This is a genomic window from Deferrisoma camini S3R1, assembly GCF_000526155.1.
GTDB classification, from domain to species: domain Bacteria; phylum Desulfobacterota; class Deferrisomatia; order Deferrisomatales; family Deferrisomataceae; genus Deferrisoma; species Deferrisoma camini.
In genome coordinates this window covers 3,183,592-3,199,538 of sequence record NZ_JAFN01000001.1, presented here as the reverse complement: position 1 = coordinate 3,199,538, position 15,947 = coordinate 3,183,592, and the positions used below count along the sequence as shown (strand labels likewise).

Annotated in this window: 13 protein-coding genes; 5 read left to right on the top strand and 8 right to left on the bottom strand. The window is 72.8% G+C overall.

The features are described from left to right. Positions 1-21: 21 nt before the first annotated feature. The 8 genes from DEFCA_RS0114115 to DEFCA_RS0114080 form a co-directional block, all read right to left on the bottom strand. Positions 22-438: a YbaN family protein gene (locus tag DEFCA_RS0114115; protein WP_025323663.1), complete on the bottom strand. Its 417-nt coding sequence runs from the start codon at positions 436-438 to the stop codon at positions 22-24. Next, the gene (locus DEFCA_RS0114110) at positions 435-2,999 is read right to left on the bottom strand and encodes a M16 family metallopeptidase (RefSeq protein ID WP_029734112.1); all 2,565 of its coding nucleotides are present in this window, start codon (positions 2,997-2,999) and stop codon (positions 435-437) included. Before DEFCA_RS0114110 ends, DEFCA_RS0114115 begins: the two co-directional genes overlap by 4 nt. Next, a complete protein-coding gene (locus DEFCA_RS0114105) occupies positions 2,996-4,903 on the bottom strand; it encodes a penicillin-binding protein activator (RefSeq protein WP_025323661.1) in 1,908 nt (635 codons plus the stop codon). Before DEFCA_RS0114105 ends, DEFCA_RS0114110 begins: the two co-directional genes overlap by 4 nt. Then, positions 4,900-6,006 (bottom strand): molecular chaperone DnaJ, encoded by a 1,107-nt coding sequence (gene dnaJ, locus DEFCA_RS0114100; RefSeq protein ID WP_025323660.1) that lies wholly within the window; start codon positions 6,004-6,006, stop codon positions 4,900-4,902. Before dnaJ ends, DEFCA_RS0114105 begins: the two co-directional genes overlap by 4 nt. Before the next feature lie 161 nt (positions 6,007-6,167). After that, complete coding sequence (gene dnaK / locus DEFCA_RS0114095; protein WP_025323659.1) at positions 6,168-8,078, bottom strand: molecular chaperone DnaK; 1,911 nt, start codon at positions 8,076-8,078, stop codon at positions 6,168-6,170. A gap of 66 nt (positions 8,079-8,144) precedes the next feature. Beyond that, the gene (locus DEFCA_RS0114090) at positions 8,145-8,756 is read right to left on the bottom strand and encodes a nucleotide exchange factor GrpE (protein WP_025323658.1); all 612 of its coding nucleotides are present in this window, start codon (positions 8,754-8,756) and stop codon (positions 8,145-8,147) included. Between the two features lie 501 nt (positions 8,757-9,257). Further along, positions 9,258-10,301 carry a heat-inducible transcriptional repressor HrcA gene (gene hrcA / locus DEFCA_RS0114085; RefSeq protein ID WP_025323657.1) on the bottom strand — a complete coding sequence of 348 codons (1,044 nt, stop codon included), beginning with the start codon at positions 10,299-10,301 and terminating at the stop codon, positions 9,258-9,260. A gap of 487 nt (positions 10,302-10,788) precedes the next feature. Beyond that, positions 10,789-11,913: a coproporphyrinogen-III oxidase family protein gene (locus tag DEFCA_RS0114080; RefSeq protein WP_051463258.1), complete on the bottom strand. Its 1,125-nt coding sequence runs from the start codon at positions 11,911-11,913 to the stop codon at positions 10,789-10,791. A gap of 116 nt (positions 11,914-12,029) precedes the next feature. Between DEFCA_RS0114080 and rpmH the strand changes: the two genes are divergently transcribed. The 5 genes from rpmH to mnmE all read left to right on the top strand — a co-directional run bounded on the left by rpmH (position 12,030) and on the right by mnmE (position 15,747). Further along, entirely contained in the window at positions 12,030-12,182 is a 153-nt protein-coding gene (rpmH, locus tag DEFCA_RS0114075) for a 50S ribosomal protein L34 (RefSeq protein ID WP_025323655.1), read from the top strand. 65 nt (positions 12,183-12,247) lie between these two features. Further along, a complete protein-coding gene (gene rnpA, locus DEFCA_RS23555; RefSeq protein ID WP_051463257.1) occupies positions 12,248-12,547 on the top strand; it encodes a ribonuclease P protein component in 300 nt (99 codons plus the stop codon). Further along, a complete protein-coding gene (gene yidD / locus DEFCA_RS23550; RefSeq protein WP_245693486.1) occupies positions 12,481-12,738 on the top strand; it encodes a membrane protein insertion efficiency factor YidD in 258 nt (85 codons plus the stop codon). The genes rnpA and yidD overlap by 67 nt, the downstream gene beginning before the upstream one ends. 17 nt (positions 12,739-12,755) lie before the next feature. Continuing rightward, positions 12,756-14,375: a membrane protein insertase YidC gene (gene yidC, locus DEFCA_RS0114065; RefSeq protein ID WP_025323654.1), complete on the top strand. Its 1,620-nt coding sequence runs from the start codon at positions 12,756-12,758 to the stop codon at positions 14,373-14,375. Between the two features lie 4 nt (positions 14,376-14,379). After that, the gene (mnmE, locus tag DEFCA_RS0114060) at positions 14,380-15,747 is read left to right on the top strand and encodes a tRNA uridine-5-carboxymethylaminomethyl(34) synthesis GTPase MnmE (protein ID WP_025323653.1); all 1,368 of its coding nucleotides are present in this window, start codon (positions 14,380-14,382) and stop codon (positions 15,745-15,747) included. Positions 15,748-15,947: the final 200 nt, after the last annotated feature.

Sequence of the window (15,947 nt, the reverse complement as noted above, 5' to 3'; positions counted from 1 at the left end):
AGGAAAGAACGACCCGGCGGGTCACCCCTCCTGAATCGGCCCGTCCTCCCCAGGAGTTGAGGCCTCCTCCAGCGGAAGCCGCAGGAGGTAGACGGACACCGCGGCCCCCACCCCCAGGAGCCCCGCGCGCAGCCAAGGAGCCCGGACCGCCAGGAAGGCGGTCAAGGGGATCGTGAGCCAGATCAGCATAAGCGCCCGGTTCCGGGCCCGCCGGGGCACCCGGCCGCGGCCGTAAGCCCGGATCACCGGCCCCAGGTGACGGTGCTCCACGAGCCACCGATGCAGGCGCTCCGAACCTCGAGCGAAGCACGCAGCGGCCAGAAGGAACAGCGGAACGGTGGGAAGCAGCGGGACGAAGATCCCCACGATCCCCAACCCCACCGCGACGGCCCCGACGACCACGAAAACCCAGCGTACCGGCCGCGCACCGCGCCTCAACCACCGCCTCCGAGCACCACGCTGACCGACGCCTCGGGACGCAGGTACCGGGCGGCGACCCGCTGCACGGCCTCGGCGTCCACGGCCATGACCCGCTGGGCGAAGGTCTCCAGGGAGCGGTAGCCCAGCCCGTAGACCTCGTCCAGGGCCATCTGGGTGGCCTGGACCTGGTTGGACTGGAGCGCGATCTCGAACGCGCCCACCAGCTTTCGCCGGGCCCGGTCCAGCTCGTCCGGGTCGGGCGGGGTGTGGGCCAACCGGGCCATCTCCTCCAGCAGCCCCTGCCGGGCCTCCTCGGCGTGCTCGGGCGCGGTGGCGATGTACCCCGCGATGTAGCCGGGGTCGAGGCCCTCCACGCACACGCTGGTGACCGCGTAAGCCAGGCCCCGTTCGTCCCGGAGCCTCCGGAACAGCCGCCCGCCCTGGCCGCTCAGGATCGAGTCCACCACCCGCAGGGCGTAGCGGTCCGCGTCGGTGATCCGGGCCCCCAGGAACCCCACCACCACGTGGGCCTGCTCGAACGGCGACGGCTCCCGCCGGACCTGGGCTCCGGCGGGCGGGGCCGGTGAACCGGGCGAGGGGGGCAGTTCGCCCTTGGGCGCCAGGTCCTCCAGGGCCCGCTCCCAGAACTCGATCACCCGGTCGGGCGACACCCGGCCCACCACGGCCACGGCCAGGTTCTCGGGCCGCACCGCGGCCCGGTACAGGGCCCGGAGGTCTGCCGCCGTGAGCCCGGCCAGGGCCTCCTCGGTGCCCAGCACGTCCCGGCCGAACGGGTGCCCCCCGTACAGGGCCGCTTCGAACCGCCGGAAGGCAAACCCCGAGGGGTTGTCCCGCCGGGCCCGCAGGCCGGCCACCGCGTCCTCCCGGGCCTTGGCCACCTCCTCCTCCGGGAAGGTGGGGTGGGTCAGGATCTCGGCCACCAGCTCCAGGCCGTCCTCCAGGTAGCGCGACAGGAACTCGGCCCGCAGGCCGAACGAGTTGCGGCCCGAGAACCCCTCCACGTCCCCGCCTAGGGCGTCCACGGCGTGGGCGATGTCAAACACGTTGCGCGACGCCGTTCCGCGGGTCCAGGACCGGGCCAGCAGGTGGAACGCCCCGGCCTGGGACGCCGGCTCCTGCCGCAGGCCCCCCAGGAATCCGGCCCGCAGGGCCACCAGGGGGACCTGGGGGTTCACCTTCACGATCACCCGGGCGCCGTTGGCCAGGGTGTGGCACACCCACTGGCGCCGCACCGCCGTGCTGCGGCGGTGGATCCGCCGGCTGGCCTCGGCCGCCCCCCGGACGATCCGGGCCGCGGCAGCCCCGTCCCATCCGGGAACCCCGGACGGCCCCAGGGCCACCACCACGGCCCGCTCGGGCCGCAGGTACCGGCGGGCCGCGGCCTGCACCTCGGCCGGGCCCACGGCCCGGAGCTGCTCCAGGTAGGCCTGCTCGGCCGCGGCGTCGCCCAGCACCAGGTGGAAGAACCCCGCCTTCTCCGCCTGGCCCTGCACGGTCTCGCGCTGGTACACGAACTCGGCCTCCAGGTTGAGCCGGGCCCGATCCAGCTCCCGGGCCCCCACCGGCTCGTGGCGCAGACGGAAGGTCTCGTGGAGCACGGCCTCGAACGCCTCGGCCACCCGCTCGGGGTCGGCCACGGCCGACAGGTACACCAAGCCCGGGTCGCGGGGGGTGTACGCCCCGGCGCCCACCACCCGGACCAGGTTGCGCTCGAGCTTGACCCGGTGCTGGAGGCGGGAGGCCTCCCCCTGGCCCAGCACGGCGGCGAGCAGGTCCACCGCCGCCACGTCCCGGGCCCGGGCCGAGGGGCCGGGGAAGGCCGCGCTCAGGTAGACCTCGGTCAGCTCCCGGTCCTCGAACCGCACCCGCAGCCCGTCGGGCCGGGGCTCGCGGGGCCGGGCCGGGGGCCGGGGCCGGCCCCGCCGGCCTCCCCCGAACCACCGCTCCACCCAGACCAGCAGGGCCCCCTCGTCCACGTCGCCGGCCACCACCAGGGTCATGTTGGCCGGCCGGTACCACCGGGCCACGAAGGCCCGGCAGTGGTCGGGCCCGAAGGACCGCACGGTCTGCTCCGTGCCGATCACCGGCCGGCCGTAGGGGTGCACCCGGTAGGCCTCCTGGAACAGAAGCCGGGACAGCCGGAGCTGCGGGTGGTCGCGGCCCCGTTTGATCTCCTCGAGCACCACCCGTTTCTCCCGCTCCAGCTCCTCGGAGTCGAACCGCGACCGGAACACGGCGTCGGCCAGGATGTCGAGCCCCAGCTCCGTGAACCGGCTCGCAAGCACCAGGGTGTACACCGTGTGGTCGAAACTGGTGAAGGCGTTGATCTCGCCTCCCACGCCCTCGACCTCGGCCGCGATCGCGCCGGGGCCCCGCCGCTCGGTGCCCTTGAACAGCATGTGCTCCACCAGGTGGGCCAGCCCCCCCTGGCCGGGCTCCTCGCACGCGCTTCCGGCCCGGATCCACAGGTCCATGGCCACCACCGGCGCGGCCCGGTTGGGGAGCACGAGCACCTCGAACCCGTTGCTCAGGCGGTGGAAACGGGGCAGCTCGGTCATGGATTCCTCGGCAACGAAAGGTCCGTGGGGGGCTCCTCCACCGGCACGATGCGGCCCCGACGGACGGTCAGAAGAGCGGGGGGGGCCCACAGGTCCCCACCGGTGGCGGTGATCGGCCCCAGCACCCCGGGGAACGCGGCCGCCCCGGCCAGCCGGGCGGCCAGGGCGGGGCGGGTCTCCTCGGCCCCGCCGGCCACCACCAGGGCCAGGGCGTCGTGGGCGTAGGCCTCGAGCACCCCCGGCGTCTCGCCGTAGGCCCGCCGGTAGGCCTCGGCAAAGGCCCGGCTCGCCGGCCGGTCCGGATGGAACTCGGCCGCGAACACCGCCCCCTCCACGGCGTCGCCGCCCACCTCCACGAACCCGGGGAAGTTCCAGGCCCGGATCCCCAGCAGGACCACGTCCTCCACGTCGTGGAACGCCAGCAGCGGCGCCACCTGGGCCGCGGTCAGGGCCGGAGCCGGCAGGAACACCGCGTCGAAGTCCACGATGGGCCGGGGTTTGTACTCGGCCAGGCGCTGCTCGTCCACCTGGATGGCGGCGTCCGGCTCGCCCGCCTCGGCCGGGGTGACGCCCAGGGCCTCCCACAGCTCCCGCTCGCGGGCCAGGCGGAGCCGTTCCTCCTCCAGGAACCGGGCCCGGAGCTCCTCCGGGGTGAGCCCGTACACCCCCGTGAGCCGCTCCACGGCCTCGCTGGCCGACGCCAGGTCCCCGCCGAACGCCTCCACACCGGTGATCTCGCCGCCCTCGGCCACCACCCGGTCCCAGAACCGGTCCCGGTACAACCGCCCCGTGTTTGTGTCGGGGTAGAGGATCGCGAAGGTGCGCAGCCCCAGCCCCTGCACCGCGTACCGCACCAGCACGGCCATCTCCTCGGCCTCGGGCAGGTACAACCGGTAGGACCCGTCGCCGGCCACCCCGGCCGCCGGGGTGAGGGCCACCAGGGGCACCCCCGCCGAACGGGCCGCCGAGGCCGCCCGCCGGGCGGCCTCGCCCTTGAGCGGCCCCACCAGGCCCACGGCTCCGGCCCGGGCCAGCTCCTCTGCGGCCGCGGCAGCGGTCTCGGGGTCGGCCCGGGTGTCCCGCACCAGCAGCCGAACGCCCGGATCCTCCGGCCCGAACAGCCCCGCGCCCAAAACGGCCCCCCTGAGCACCCGCCGGCCGAACGGCGCCAAGGGGCCCGTGAGGGGCACCAGTAGGCCGTAGGTGCCGGGCGACACGGCCTTGCGGGCCTCGATGCGGCCTCGCAGCGCGGCCGCCGCCCGGCCCACCGGCTCGCCCGCGAAGTCGGCCTCCAGGTCCGACAGGAGCTCCAGGGCCCGGTCCGTCTGCCCCTGGGCCAGGGCCAGGCGGGCCAGCCGCAGACGGGCGTAGCCGCCCTCGGGGCAGAACGGGCACCGCCGGGCCACCGCCTCCAGGTCGGCCGCGCCCATGGCGTCGAGCACGCTGCGGATCAGCGCCCTGAGGGGCTCGGCCGCCACGTCGTCGTCCTCGGGCAGCGCGGCCGCGTACGCCGCCACCGCGTCGGGGTAGCGGCCCAGGGCGACCAGCACGTCGCCCTTTCTCCGCAGGACCTCGGGGGTGGGCTCGGCAGCCTCCAACGCGGCCAGGGCGGCATCGAACTCCCCCTGGGAGATGCGGGCCTCGGCCTCGGCAAGGGGGTCCGGGGCCGGAGGGGGAGCCTCGGCCGGCGGGGGAGGAGACGGGGGAGGGACGGACGGGGCCCGCGCCTCGGGCCGGGCGGGCGAAGAAGGGGGCGAGGGCGGCGACTCCGGGCGGGCGGGCGGACCGAACACCCGCCGGTGCACCTGCACCGGCGGAACCGGAGGCTCGGGCCTCACCGCGGGCCGGCCGCAGGCCGTCAGGACCGCGGCAACGGCCACCCAGACGAACCGCCGGGGCCTCACCCGGATTCCCCCTCGGACACCCTGCGCCAGAACCGGGCCTGGGGAGAGTCGGGGTCCTGGGCCTCGAGCCGGGCCAGCTGCTCCACCAGCTCCCGAACCCGGCCGTGCACGGCCTTGGGCACCTCGAGCCGGATCCGCACCCGGAGGTTCCCCCGGCCCCCGCCCCGGGCGGGCACCCCGTGCCCCGGCACCGTGAACTCGGCGCCCGGCTGGGTGCCCGGGGGGATCCGCACCCGAACCCGCTCCCCGCCGAGGGTGGGCACCTCCAGGTCCGCGCCCAAGGCGGCCTGGGCGTAGGAGACCGGAACCTCGCACACCAGGTCCCGGCCCTCCCGGCGGAACACCGGGTGCTCCCGAACCTCCACCACCACGTACAGGTCGCCGGGAGGGCCGCCGTGCTGTCCGGCCTCCCCCTCCCCGGCCAGCCGGAGCCGGTCGCCGGTCTGCACCCCGGGCGGGATGCGGACCTGGAGCCGCCGGACCACCTCCTGCTGGCCCCGGCCCTCGCACGCCGCGCACGGGGACTCGGGAACCCGGCCGTCGCCGCCGCACACCGGGCACTCGCGCTCCACGTGGAAGAACCCCTGCTGGAACCGGACCGTGCCGTGGCCCCGGCACTCGGGGCAGGCCACCCGGGGGGTGCCCGGCCGGGCGCCGGTGCCCCCGCACGACCGGCAAAGGCTGCGGGCCGGGATCTCCAGGTCGCGAACCCCGCCCTCCACCGCCTCGGCCAGGTCCAGCTGGATGCGGTACCGCAGGTCGGCGCCCCTCTGGGGCCGGGGGCCCCGGGGACCCCGGCCGCCGAACACGTCGCCGAAGATCTCGCGGAACAGCTCGTCCACCTGGGCCCGCAGATCGGTCTCCCGGGTCCGGAACGCCCCGGGCGAGGGCCGGCCGCCCCGGTCGTACTCGGCCCGCCGGGCCGGATCGGACAGCACCTCGTAGGCCTCGGCGATCTCCTTGAACCGGGCCTCGGCCTCGGGGTCCTCGGGATTGCGGTCCGGGTGGAAGCGCAGCGCCAGCTGGCGGAAGGCCTGCTTGATCTCGGCCGCGCTGGCGTTGCGGTGGATGCCCAGGATCTCGTAGTAGTTCACTCGTGCCACGGCCCTCTCGGCAGGACGGGGGTAGGGGACGGGGAAACCAAGGGACACATTGTAGCCGCCCCGGCGCCCCGGGGGGTAGGGGGAAGAGGGGGCCTCGCGCCGCGAACGAAACAGGGGACCCCCGCAGGGGTCCCCTGGCAACCGTTACGCGGCCGGTGCGGTTACTTCACCTCTTCGAAGTCGGCATCCACCACGCCCTCGTCGCCGCCGCCCGAGGATTCCGAGCCACCGGCCTGGGCCTCGGCCCCGGCGCCGGCCTGGGACGCGGAGGTGCGCTTGTACATCTCCTCGGCCAGCTTGTGGGAGGCCTGGGTCAGGCGCTCGAACGCGGCCTTGATCCGGCCCACGTCGTCCGCCTTCAGGGCCTCCTTGGCCTCGCCGAGGGCCGACTCCACGTCCGCGCGGTTGGCCGCGTCGAGCTGGTCGCCGAACTCGTTGAGGCTCTTCTCGGTGGAGTACACCAGGCCGTCCAGCCGGTTGCGCTCCTCGGCCAGCTCCCGCTGCCGCCGGTCCTCCTCGGCGTGGGCCTCGGCCTCCCGCACCATTCGCTGGATCTCCTCCTCCGACAGGCCGGACGAGGCCTTGATCTCGATCGACTGCTCCTTGCCGGTGGCCAGGTCCTTGGCCGACACGTGCAGAATGCCGTTGGCGTCGATGTCGAAGGTGACCTCGATCTGGGGCACGCCCCGGGGGGCCGGCGGGATGCCCACCAGCTCGAACCGGCCGATGGTCTTGTTGTCCCGGGCCATCTCCCGCTCGCCCTGGAGCACGTGGATCGACACGGCCGACTGGTTGTCCTCGGCCGTGGAGAAGATCTGGCTCTTCCGGCACGGGATGGTGGTGTTGCGCTCGATGATCTTGGTGAACACCCCGCCCAGGGTCTCGATGCCCAGGCTCAGGGGCGTCACGTCCAGAAGCAGCACGTCCTTCATCTCGCCGGCCAGCACCGCCGCCTGGATCGCGGCGCCGATGGCCACCACCTCGTCGGGGTTCACGCCCTTGTGGGGCTTCTTGCCGAAGATCTTCTCCACCCGCTCCTGCACGGCCGGCATCCGGGTCATGCCGCCCACCAGGATCACGTCGTCGATCTGGGAGGAGCTCAGCCCCGCGTCCTTGAGCGCCTGGCGGCAGGGGGGCTCCAGCTTGTCCAGGAGGTCGGCGCACAGCTGCTCCACCTTGGCCCGGGTCAGCCGCATGTTCAGGTGCTTGGGCCCGCTCTGGTCCGCCGTGATGAACGGCAGGTTGACCGTGGTCTCGGTCATGGTGGACAGCTCCATCTTGGCCTTCTCGGCGGCCTCCTTGAGCCGCTGGAGGGCCATGGGATCGTTGCGGAGGTCCACCCCCTGCTCCTTTTTGAACTCGTCGGCCAGGTAGTCGATGATCCGCTTGTCGAAGTCCTCGCCGCCCAGGAAGGTGTCGCCGTTGGTGGCCTTGACCTCGAACACCCCTTCGCCGAGCTCGAGGATCGAGATGTCGAAGGTGCCGCCGCCCAGGTCGAACACCGCGATCTTCTTCTCGCCCTCCTTGTCCAGGCCGTAGGCCAGGGCCGCGGCCGTGGGCTCGTTGATGATCCGCTTGACCTCGAGCCCCGCGATCCGGCCGGCGTCCTTGGTGGCCTGGCGCTGGCTGTCGTTGAAGTAGGCCGGCACCGTGATCACCGCCTCGGTCACGGGCTCGCCCAGGTAGTCCTCGGCGGTCTGCTTCATCTTCTGGAGGATCCAGGCCGAGACCTCGGCCGGGCTGTACTTCTTGCCCCGCACCTCCACCCAGGCGTCGCCGTTGGTCCCCTCCACGATCTGGTAGGGAACCATCTTCTTGTCCTTCTCCACCTCGGGGTCCGTGTACTTGCGGCCGATCAGCCGCTTGATCGCGAACAGCGTGTTCTCCGGGTTGGTCACGGCCTGTCGCTTGGCCGCCTGCCCCACCAGCCGCTGGCCGTCCTCGGTGATGGCCGCCATGCTCGGGGTGGTCCGGCTGCCCTCCGCGTTGGGGATGACCGTGGGCTCCCCGTTCAGAACCGCCGCCACCACGCTGTTGGTGGTCCCCAGGTCAATGCCGATGATCTTTCCCATGGGTTTGCCTCCTCTATCAGGATTCTCGTTCGGTCGGTCGCCGCCCCGGATCGGGGCGCGCGTACCTTAACCATCGCCCTGGGGCGGGGCAACCTTGGTCACCACAACCTTTGCGGGTCGGAGCAGCCGCCCCTTCAGCCGGTAGCCCTTCTCGAAGACCTGGTGGACCTTGCCGTTCTCCTCGCCGGGCACCTGGGCCATGGCCTCGTGCACGTAGGGATCGAACGGCTCCCCCTCACCCGGGACCGGCTCCACCCCGTGCCGGGACAAGGCGTCCCGGAACTGCTGGAGCACGTGCCCCAGGCCCTCCAGGAGGGCCTCGAACCCCTCGGACCCCGTCTGGCGGGCGTGATCCACGGCCCGCTCCAGGTTGTCGAGCACGGGCAGCAGATCCTTGAGCAGCCCTTCCGCGCCGTACTCCACGGCCTCCTTGAGCCGCTTCTCCGTCCTCTTCTTGTAGTTCTCCAGCTCGGCCGCCAGGTAGAGGACCCGCTTCTGGGCCTCCTCCAGCTCGGCCGTGCGCCGGGCCAGCAGCTCCTCGGCCGACGGCTCGCGGGCCTCGTCCGGGCCGGCCTGGGTCTCGGCGGCCTCGGGCGCCTCCCCCTCCCCCGGGGGGGTGTCAGGGGCGGCAGCCCGCTCTTCCGTGTCGGTCCGCACCTCGTCCTTCGTGTCGGTCATGTCCGGTCTCTCCGATTCTCGTTTGGGCGGCCAGGGCCTCCGGTCCGCTGGGCGGCTAGTGTTTCCGTTCCACAAAGAAGTATATCCATCCCGGCGGTGGGGCCGGGGGCCCCGACGAAGCGCGACGGCCGAGCAGCCCGGGCCGCCCGGCGCCAGGGGAGCGGCCGCGGCGCGTGCCCTCACGCGCCGCAGCGGACCGCGCCGAGGCGGCCCCTGCGAGGCCGTTCAGCGAAGGAGGGGCCCCCAGCCCCACCCCCTCGGGAATGCACGAACTTGCGAACCATGATACTAGGCTGCTAGCCCGCATTATTCATGAAGCCTTCTGCTGCAACCGCCGATTGCACGCCATCTCGGGGCGTGCTCGCGCCTCGGGGCTCGACGTACCGTCCAGTACGCCTGCGCCCCTCGGCGCTGCGCTTGCCCCGATCTGACGCACACTCGACGGTTTCGCGACGAACGCTCATGAATAATGCGGGCTAGGCGGCCGGGCGGCTCTCGAACCTACAGCCGCTCCAGGGCCTGGCCCAGCAGCCGGGCCGCGTACTCCACCAGGGCGATCACCTCACCGTAGGGCATCCGGGTGGGCCCGATCACCCCGAGGGCCCCCATGGGCCGGTCGTCGCGGCCGTAGGCCGTGGCCACCACCGAGCACCCCTGCAGGTCGGCCACCGGGTTCTCGGAGCCGATGGACACCTGCACGCCCGGAGTCTCCACGGCCCGGTCCAGGATCCGCAGCAGGATCCCCTTGCGCTCGAACGCCTCGAACAGCTGGCGCATCTTGCCCAGGTCCTGGAACTCCGGCTGCTCCAAGATCCGCAGGGGCTCCCCCACGTACACCTGGCCGGTGTCCTCGTCGGCGCCCACGGCCCGCGAGCCCAGCTCCAGAGCCTGGCGCAGCAGCCGGTCGTACTGGACTCGCTCGTTCTCCATCTCCGCCAGGATCCGCTCCCGAACCGCCACCAGGGGCACCCCCTCCAGGAGGCCGTTCAGGTAGTTGGTCATCTTCTCCAGCTCGGCCTGGCTGCGGACCTCGGGCGCCTCCACCACCCGGTGGTGGACCACCCCCGACCGGGTCACCAGGATCACCAGGACCCGGCCCGGCCGGAGCAGCACCAGGTCCACGTGGCGGAACACCCGGACCTCGATCCGGGGGGCCACGACCAGACCCACCTGGTGGGCCACCCGCGAGAGCACCCGGGAGGTGGCCTCGAGCAGGCTCTCCAAGGCATCCAGGTCGGCGTCCCGGATGCCCTGCCGCAGGCGCCGGCGCTGGCCCGAGGGCAGGGAGGGCCCCGGCAGGAGATGATCCACGTAGTAGCGGTAGCCCCGGTCCGTGGGCTGACGGCCGGCCGAGGTGTGGGGCTGGTACAGGAACCCCATCTCCTCCAGGTCGGCCATCACGTTGCGCACCGTGGCCGGGGAGATCTCGAGCCGGTACTTTTTGACCAGGTTGCGCGACCCCACCGGCTCGGCGGTGTGGACGAACTCCTCCACCACCGCGCCGAGAATCCTCGCGTCCCGATCCTTGAGCGTCGTTTCCGTCATGGCTCTCCCGCCTTAGCACTCCGCCCTTGGGAGTGCTAGCGGCGTACCGTAGCAACGAGTCCGGGGGTAGTCAAGGAACGGGGAACCTGCGGTCGTTGGTCGGGGGCCTTCGGCCCGCTAGGCAGCTGGGCTGCTAGGCGGCCGGGCCGCTTCCCCGAACCGCCGCCAAACGCTCGGTGGGGCATGGGGTCTGCTGGAGAGCCGGGCGCGGCTCCTTGGCTCGCCGCGCCCCCCGAACATCTGTAGCTTCGTCGAATTCCAGGGCCCTCCGCTGTCGCCGCCCGAACAGCCTGCTCCGGCAACGGCATGCGAAGGCGCGGCGATCGGATGCTGCACTCGCGCACGGCCGGAAGCAGGCCCCATGCCTCCGGCGTAAAGGCCCCGGACCAACGGAAGTTACCCTTGCCCGTTGTACGGCCCCGCAGGGGCCTGACGAGGCCTCCCGGTGACTTCGGTCGTTGGTCGTTGGTCGGGGGCCTTCGGCCCGCTAGGCGGCCGGGCGGCTCTTGAGCCGCTCCCACAGCCACCGGGCGATGCCGTCGGCCCGCAGCATGCCCTGGCGCGTGGGCCGGCCCGAGGGGGCCAGGTCGCCGGCCGCCTCCAGGTCGGCGAGCAGGGGCTCGGCCCGCAAGGCTTCCACCCCCAGAGCTGCCAGGGCCTCCCCGGGCCAGGGAGCGGGGCGCCGGGCCCACAGGAACAGGGTCTCCAGGAGCGCGCCGTCCCGGGTGCGGCGATCCACCCTCTGGGGCGGAACCCGGCCGGCCCCCACGGCCCGGGCCCACGCCCTCAGGTCCGGCCGGTTCTCCCACCGCGTCCCCCACGGCCCGGCGCCGGGGTCGAAGCTGTGGGCCCCGGGCCCGAGGCCGCGGTAGGCTTCCTGGGCCCAGTAGCGTTGGTTGTGGCGGCACCGGGCCTCCGGGCGGGCGAAGTTCGACACCTCGTAGGCAGAGAGACCCAGGAGTTCGAGCCGCTCGGCCACCGCCTCCCACTGGGCCACGGTCTCTTCGGCCGAGGCCGGCCGGAACCGACCGGCGGCCGCGTCGCGGGCAAGGGGGGTGCCGGGGTGGATCTCCAGGAGGTACACCGAGAGATGGTCGGCCCCGGCCGCCACGCACTCTCCGGCCCAGTCGGCCGCGGCCGCCGGGTCCAACCCCGGCAGGCCCAGGATGAGGTCGGCCGACACCGAGGCGAACCCGGCCCGCCGGCACGCCTCCAGGCAGGCCAGGGCCCCACCCGGGCCGTGCCGCCGGCCGAGGCGGGCCAGCCATCCCTCGTCCAGGGCCTGGACCCCCACCGAGACCCGGGTGAACCCGATCGCCCGCAGGTCGGCCAGCCGGAGCCCCTGCGCCGGGTTCACCTCCACGGTGAGCTCCGCGCCCCGGGCGAGGCCCCGGACCCGGGCCAGAGCATCCACGATCCGGCCCAGGCCGGCCGCGCCCAGGGTGGGGGGCGTGCCGCCCCCCACGTACACCGTGTCCAGGGCGCCGCCGCCGGCGCCCCAGGCGTGCACCTCGGCCTCCACCCCGCGCAGGTACGCGTCGCGCAGGTCGGGGGACTCGCCTGAGTAGAAGGCGCAGTAGCGACATCGGCTCCGGCAGAACGGCACGTGCACGTACGCGGACCGGGCGGAAAAGGGGCTTGACGCCGGGACGGAATCTGCCGTAGGGTTCCGCATTTCCGAAACCGTTTCGAGATCGGCCATGAGCGAACCGCCGAGGAGGTTTTCATATGCAGCAGCTGACCTACAACCCCAGCCGCATCCGCCGAAAGCGCACCCACGGGTTCCGGGCGCGCATGGCCACCCGCAACGGCCGCAAGGTGCTGGCCCGGCGCCGGAAGAAGGGGCGCAAGCGCCTGGCGGTGGAGATCCCCCGGAAGTAGACGCGCGCCCCAGGTACCGGTTCCCCCGGGCATGCCGTATCCGGAAGCGGGCAGAGTTCGACCGGGTGTTTCAGGGGGGACGCCGAGCCCACTGCCCCCACTTCACGGTGGTGATCCTCTCGCGGCCCCAGGCGCCGAGTCGCCTGGGGCTTGTGGTGTCGCGCAAGGTGGGCAAGGCCCACGACCGCAACCGCGTCAAGCGGCTGATCCGCGAATACTTCCGAACTCACCGCCACCGGTTCGACCACCCCGTGGACTGCGTGGTGGTGGCCCGCAAGGGGGCGGCCGATCTGACCCTGTGGGACGTGGAACGGGAACTCGACCGGGCCCTGGCGCCCTGGCTTGCCGACTCGCGGCCGGACTGATCCTCGCATACCGTCGGTTCGTCTCCCCCCTGTTCCCCCCCAGGTGCCGGTTCTACCCCTCCTGTAGCCGTTACGCCCTCGAAGCCTACGGCCGGCTGCCGTTCTGGCGGGCGACCCGGCTCACCCTCTGGCGGCTGGCGCGCTGCCACCCTGGGCACCCCGGGGGCATCGACCCCGTGCCCGACTCCTGAACCAGGGAATAGAAACGATGGAAACCAAGCGTACGCTCCTGGCCGTGGTGCTGTCCATGGCCGTGTTGGTCCTGTTCCAGTACTTCTTCGCCCCGCCTCCGCCCAAGAAGGGGGAACCGCCGGCCCAGCCCGCCGCCAAGGAGGCCCCCCAGGCGACGCCGGCGCCCGAGGTCCGGACCCCGGCCCCGGCGGCTCCCGCGCCTGCGCCCGCTCCTCCGCCGGCCGCCCCGGCCAAGGTGGAGACCCGGGTGCTGGAGAACCGGGACCTGAGGGTGGAGGTCAGCTCCCTGGGGGCCGCGATTCGGCGGGTGGAGCTCAAGGGCTACCTCGACAAGGGGGAGGACGGGGACCGGCCCGTGTCGCTCCTGGCCTCGCCCTCGGGCCTGGATCGGGTGGGCCTGGTCCGGCTGCTCGGCCGGAACCAGCCCGGGAAGGCGGTGTTTCGGATCGTGGACGCCACCGACCGCCGGGTGGTGCTCGCCTGGGAGGGGCCGGACGGCCTTCGGGTGGTCCAGACCTACGAGCTCCCTCCGGAGGGGTTCGCCCTGAACGTGCGGGTCGACGTGGAGAACCTGGGCACCGCGCCCGTGTCGGACCGGATCGCCTGGACCATGATCCGAGACTTCACCGCCGCCACCAAGGACAAGATGAGCCGGTACAACTTCCACGGGCCGGCGTACCTCAAGGACGGGGAGTACGAAGAGGTCAAGCTCAAGAAGTTGGAAGAGGGGGTCACCGAGGCCGGCCGCATCGGATGGGCCGCCTTCGTGGACGGGTACTTCCTGGTGGCCGCCCTGCCCCGGGAGGGTCAGGTGCAGGAGCTGCGGGTGGGCCGGTTCCAGGGCCGGGAGAACGTTGCCGTGGCCGAGCTGCGGTTTCCGGCGGCCGACATCCCCCCCGGCGGATCGGTGCGCCAGGAGCTGCGGGTGTTCGCCGGCCCGAAGCTCCGCGAGGCCCTGGCCCCGCTGGGGTCGAACCTGACCGAGGTGGTGCACTACGGGTTCTTCCATCCGGTGGCCGTGCCCCTGCTGTGGTTCCTGAAGGCCATCTACCGGGTCACCGGCAACTACGGCGTGGCGATCATCGTGCTCACGGTGCTGGTGAAGCTCATCTTCTGGCCCCTGAGCGCCAAGAGCTACCGGTCCATGCAAAAAATGAAGGAGATCCAGCCCAAGCTCCAGCGGATCAAGGAGAAGTGCGGGGACGACAAGGAGCGGCTCAACCGGGAGATGATGCAGCTCTACAAGACCCACAAGGTCAATCCCATGGGCGGGTGCCTGCCCATGCTGGTGCAGATCCCGGTGTTCTTCGCCCTGTACAAGGTGCTCCTCGGCTCCATCGAGCTTCGGCACGCCCCGTTCTTCTGGTGGATCCAGGACCTCTCCGCCAAGGACCCGTACTACATCACCCCGCTGCTGATGGGGGCCACCATGTTCCTGCAGCAGAAGCTGACCCCGGCCACCGGGGCCAACGAGGGGCAGATGAAGATGATGATGTACGGCATGCCGGTGGTGTTCACCTTCCTGTTCCTCAACTTCCCCTCGGGTCTGGTGCTGTACTGGCTGGTGAACAACGTCCTGAGCGTGGCCCAGCAAGCCTGGATGATGCGGGAGACCCGGAAGACCGCACCGGCGTGACGTCATGACCATCGCCGCCTTGGCCACTCCTCCCGGGGTCGGCGGGGTGGCCATCGTCCGCGTGAGCGGGCCGGCCGCCGGCTCGGTGGCCCGGGCCGTGCTCCGCAGGAAGAGCGGGGAGCCGCTGGATGCGTTGGCCCCCCGTTCCGCCACCTTGGCCGTGGCCCTCGACGCCCGGGGCGGGCCCGTCGACGAGGTGCTGGCCCTGTGGATGCCCGGGCCCCGGTCCTACACCCGGGAGGACGTTCTCGAGATCCACTGCCACGGCGGCCTGGCCGCGGCCCGGGCGGTGCTGGAGGCGTGCCTCGCGGCCGGGGCCCGGCTGGCCCGGCCCGGGGAGTTCACCCTCCGAGCCTTCCTCAACGGCCGCATCGACCTCGTCCAGGCCGAGGCGGTCCTCGACGTGATCCAGGCCCGCACCACCGAGGCCCTGCGCACCCACGAGCGGATCCTGGCCGGGGCTCTGTCCCAAGAGGTGGGGGGCTGGCAGGACCGGCTCGCCCGGGCCCTGGCCCTGCTGGAGGCCCATCTGGACTTTCCGGAGGAGGAGGACGTGGGCACCCCCGAGTGGGGGGCGATCTCATCCCAACTATCCGATATCGAAGAAGAAATAGAGAGAAAGCTCTCCACCTTCGCCTGGGGGCGCACGGCCCGTGAGGGGTTCACCGTGGCCCTGGTGGGCCTGCCCAACGTGGGCAAGTCGAGCCTGCTCAACCGCCTGGTGGGAGAGGACCGCGCCATCGTGACCGAGGTGCCCGGGACCACCCGGGACCTGGTGGAGGGGTGGACCCAGGCCGCGGGCGTTCCGGTGCGGCTCGTGGACACGGCCGGGCTCCGCCAGGCCGCCGACCCGGTGGAGGAGGAGGGCGTCCGCCGGGCGCGCCGGGTGCTGGACGAGGCCGACGCCGTGGTGTTCGTGTGCGAGGCCGGCCGGCCCCTGCTGCCCGAGGAGGCCCGGGAGCTGGACCGCCTGTCCCCTCGGCCCGGCTTTCTGGCCGTGGTCAACAAGGCCGACCGGGGCCCGGGCCCGGCCGAGAGGATCCGCAAGGACCACGGGGTCCAGACCCTTTTGGTGTCGGCGCGCACCGGGGAGGGGATCCCCCGGCTCGTGGAGGAGCTGGGTCGGCTGGCCCTCCGGGGCGGGGGTCCGTCCGGGGAGGCTCCGCTGACCCGGGAGCGCCACCGCACCCTGGTCGCCCAGGCCCTCGCGTGCGTGCGCCGGGCGGCCGAGCTGTTGGGACGGGGGGAGTTCCCCGAGGTGGCCGCCAGCGAGGTGCACGGGGCCCGCCGGCACCTGGCCGAGCTCCTGGGCTGGGGCGCACCCGAGGATGTGCTGGACCGGATCTTCTCCCGGTTCTGCATCGGGAAGTAGCGGCGGCTCCTTCCTGTAACTTCGGTCGTTGGTCGTCGGTCGGGGGCCTTCGGCCCGCTGGACGGCTAGGCAGCTAGGCGGCCGGACGGCTCTCGAACCGCGCCAGAGCTCGGGGCATGGTTTCAGGGACCAGAATTCAGCGGACCGGAGGCAGGAAAAACCACAGGTGTGCTCCTGCATCCGACGCTGGAACCTGTCCT

Excerpts from the sequence above, each read along its gene's own strand:
- hrcA (WP_025323657.1), bottom strand. The coding sequence starts at position 10,301 with ATGACGGAAACGACGCTCAAGGATCGGGACGCGAGGATTCTCGGCGCG.
- mnmE (WP_025323653.1), top strand. The coding sequence starts at position 14,380 with ATGACCATCGCCGCCTTGGCCACTCCTCCCGGGGTCGGCGGGGTGGCC.
- dnaK (WP_025323659.1), bottom strand. The coding sequence starts at position 8,078 with ATGGGAAAGATCATCGGCATTGACCTGGGGACCACCAACAGCGTGGTG.
- yidC (WP_025323654.1), top strand. The coding sequence starts at position 12,756 with ATGGAAACCAAGCGTACGCTCCTGGCCGTGGTGCTGTCCATGGCCGTG.
- rpmH (WP_025323655.1), top strand. The coding sequence starts at position 12,030 with ATGCAGCAGCTGACCTACAACCCCAGCCGCATCCGCCGAAAGCGCACC.
- DEFCA_RS0114110 (WP_029734112.1), bottom strand. The coding sequence starts at position 2,999 with ATGACCGAGCTGCCCCGTTTCCACCGCCTGAGCAACGGGTTCGAGGTG.
- DEFCA_RS0114090 (WP_025323658.1), bottom strand. The coding sequence starts at position 8,756 with ATGACCGACACGAAGGACGAGGTGCGGACCGACACGGAAGAGCGGGCT.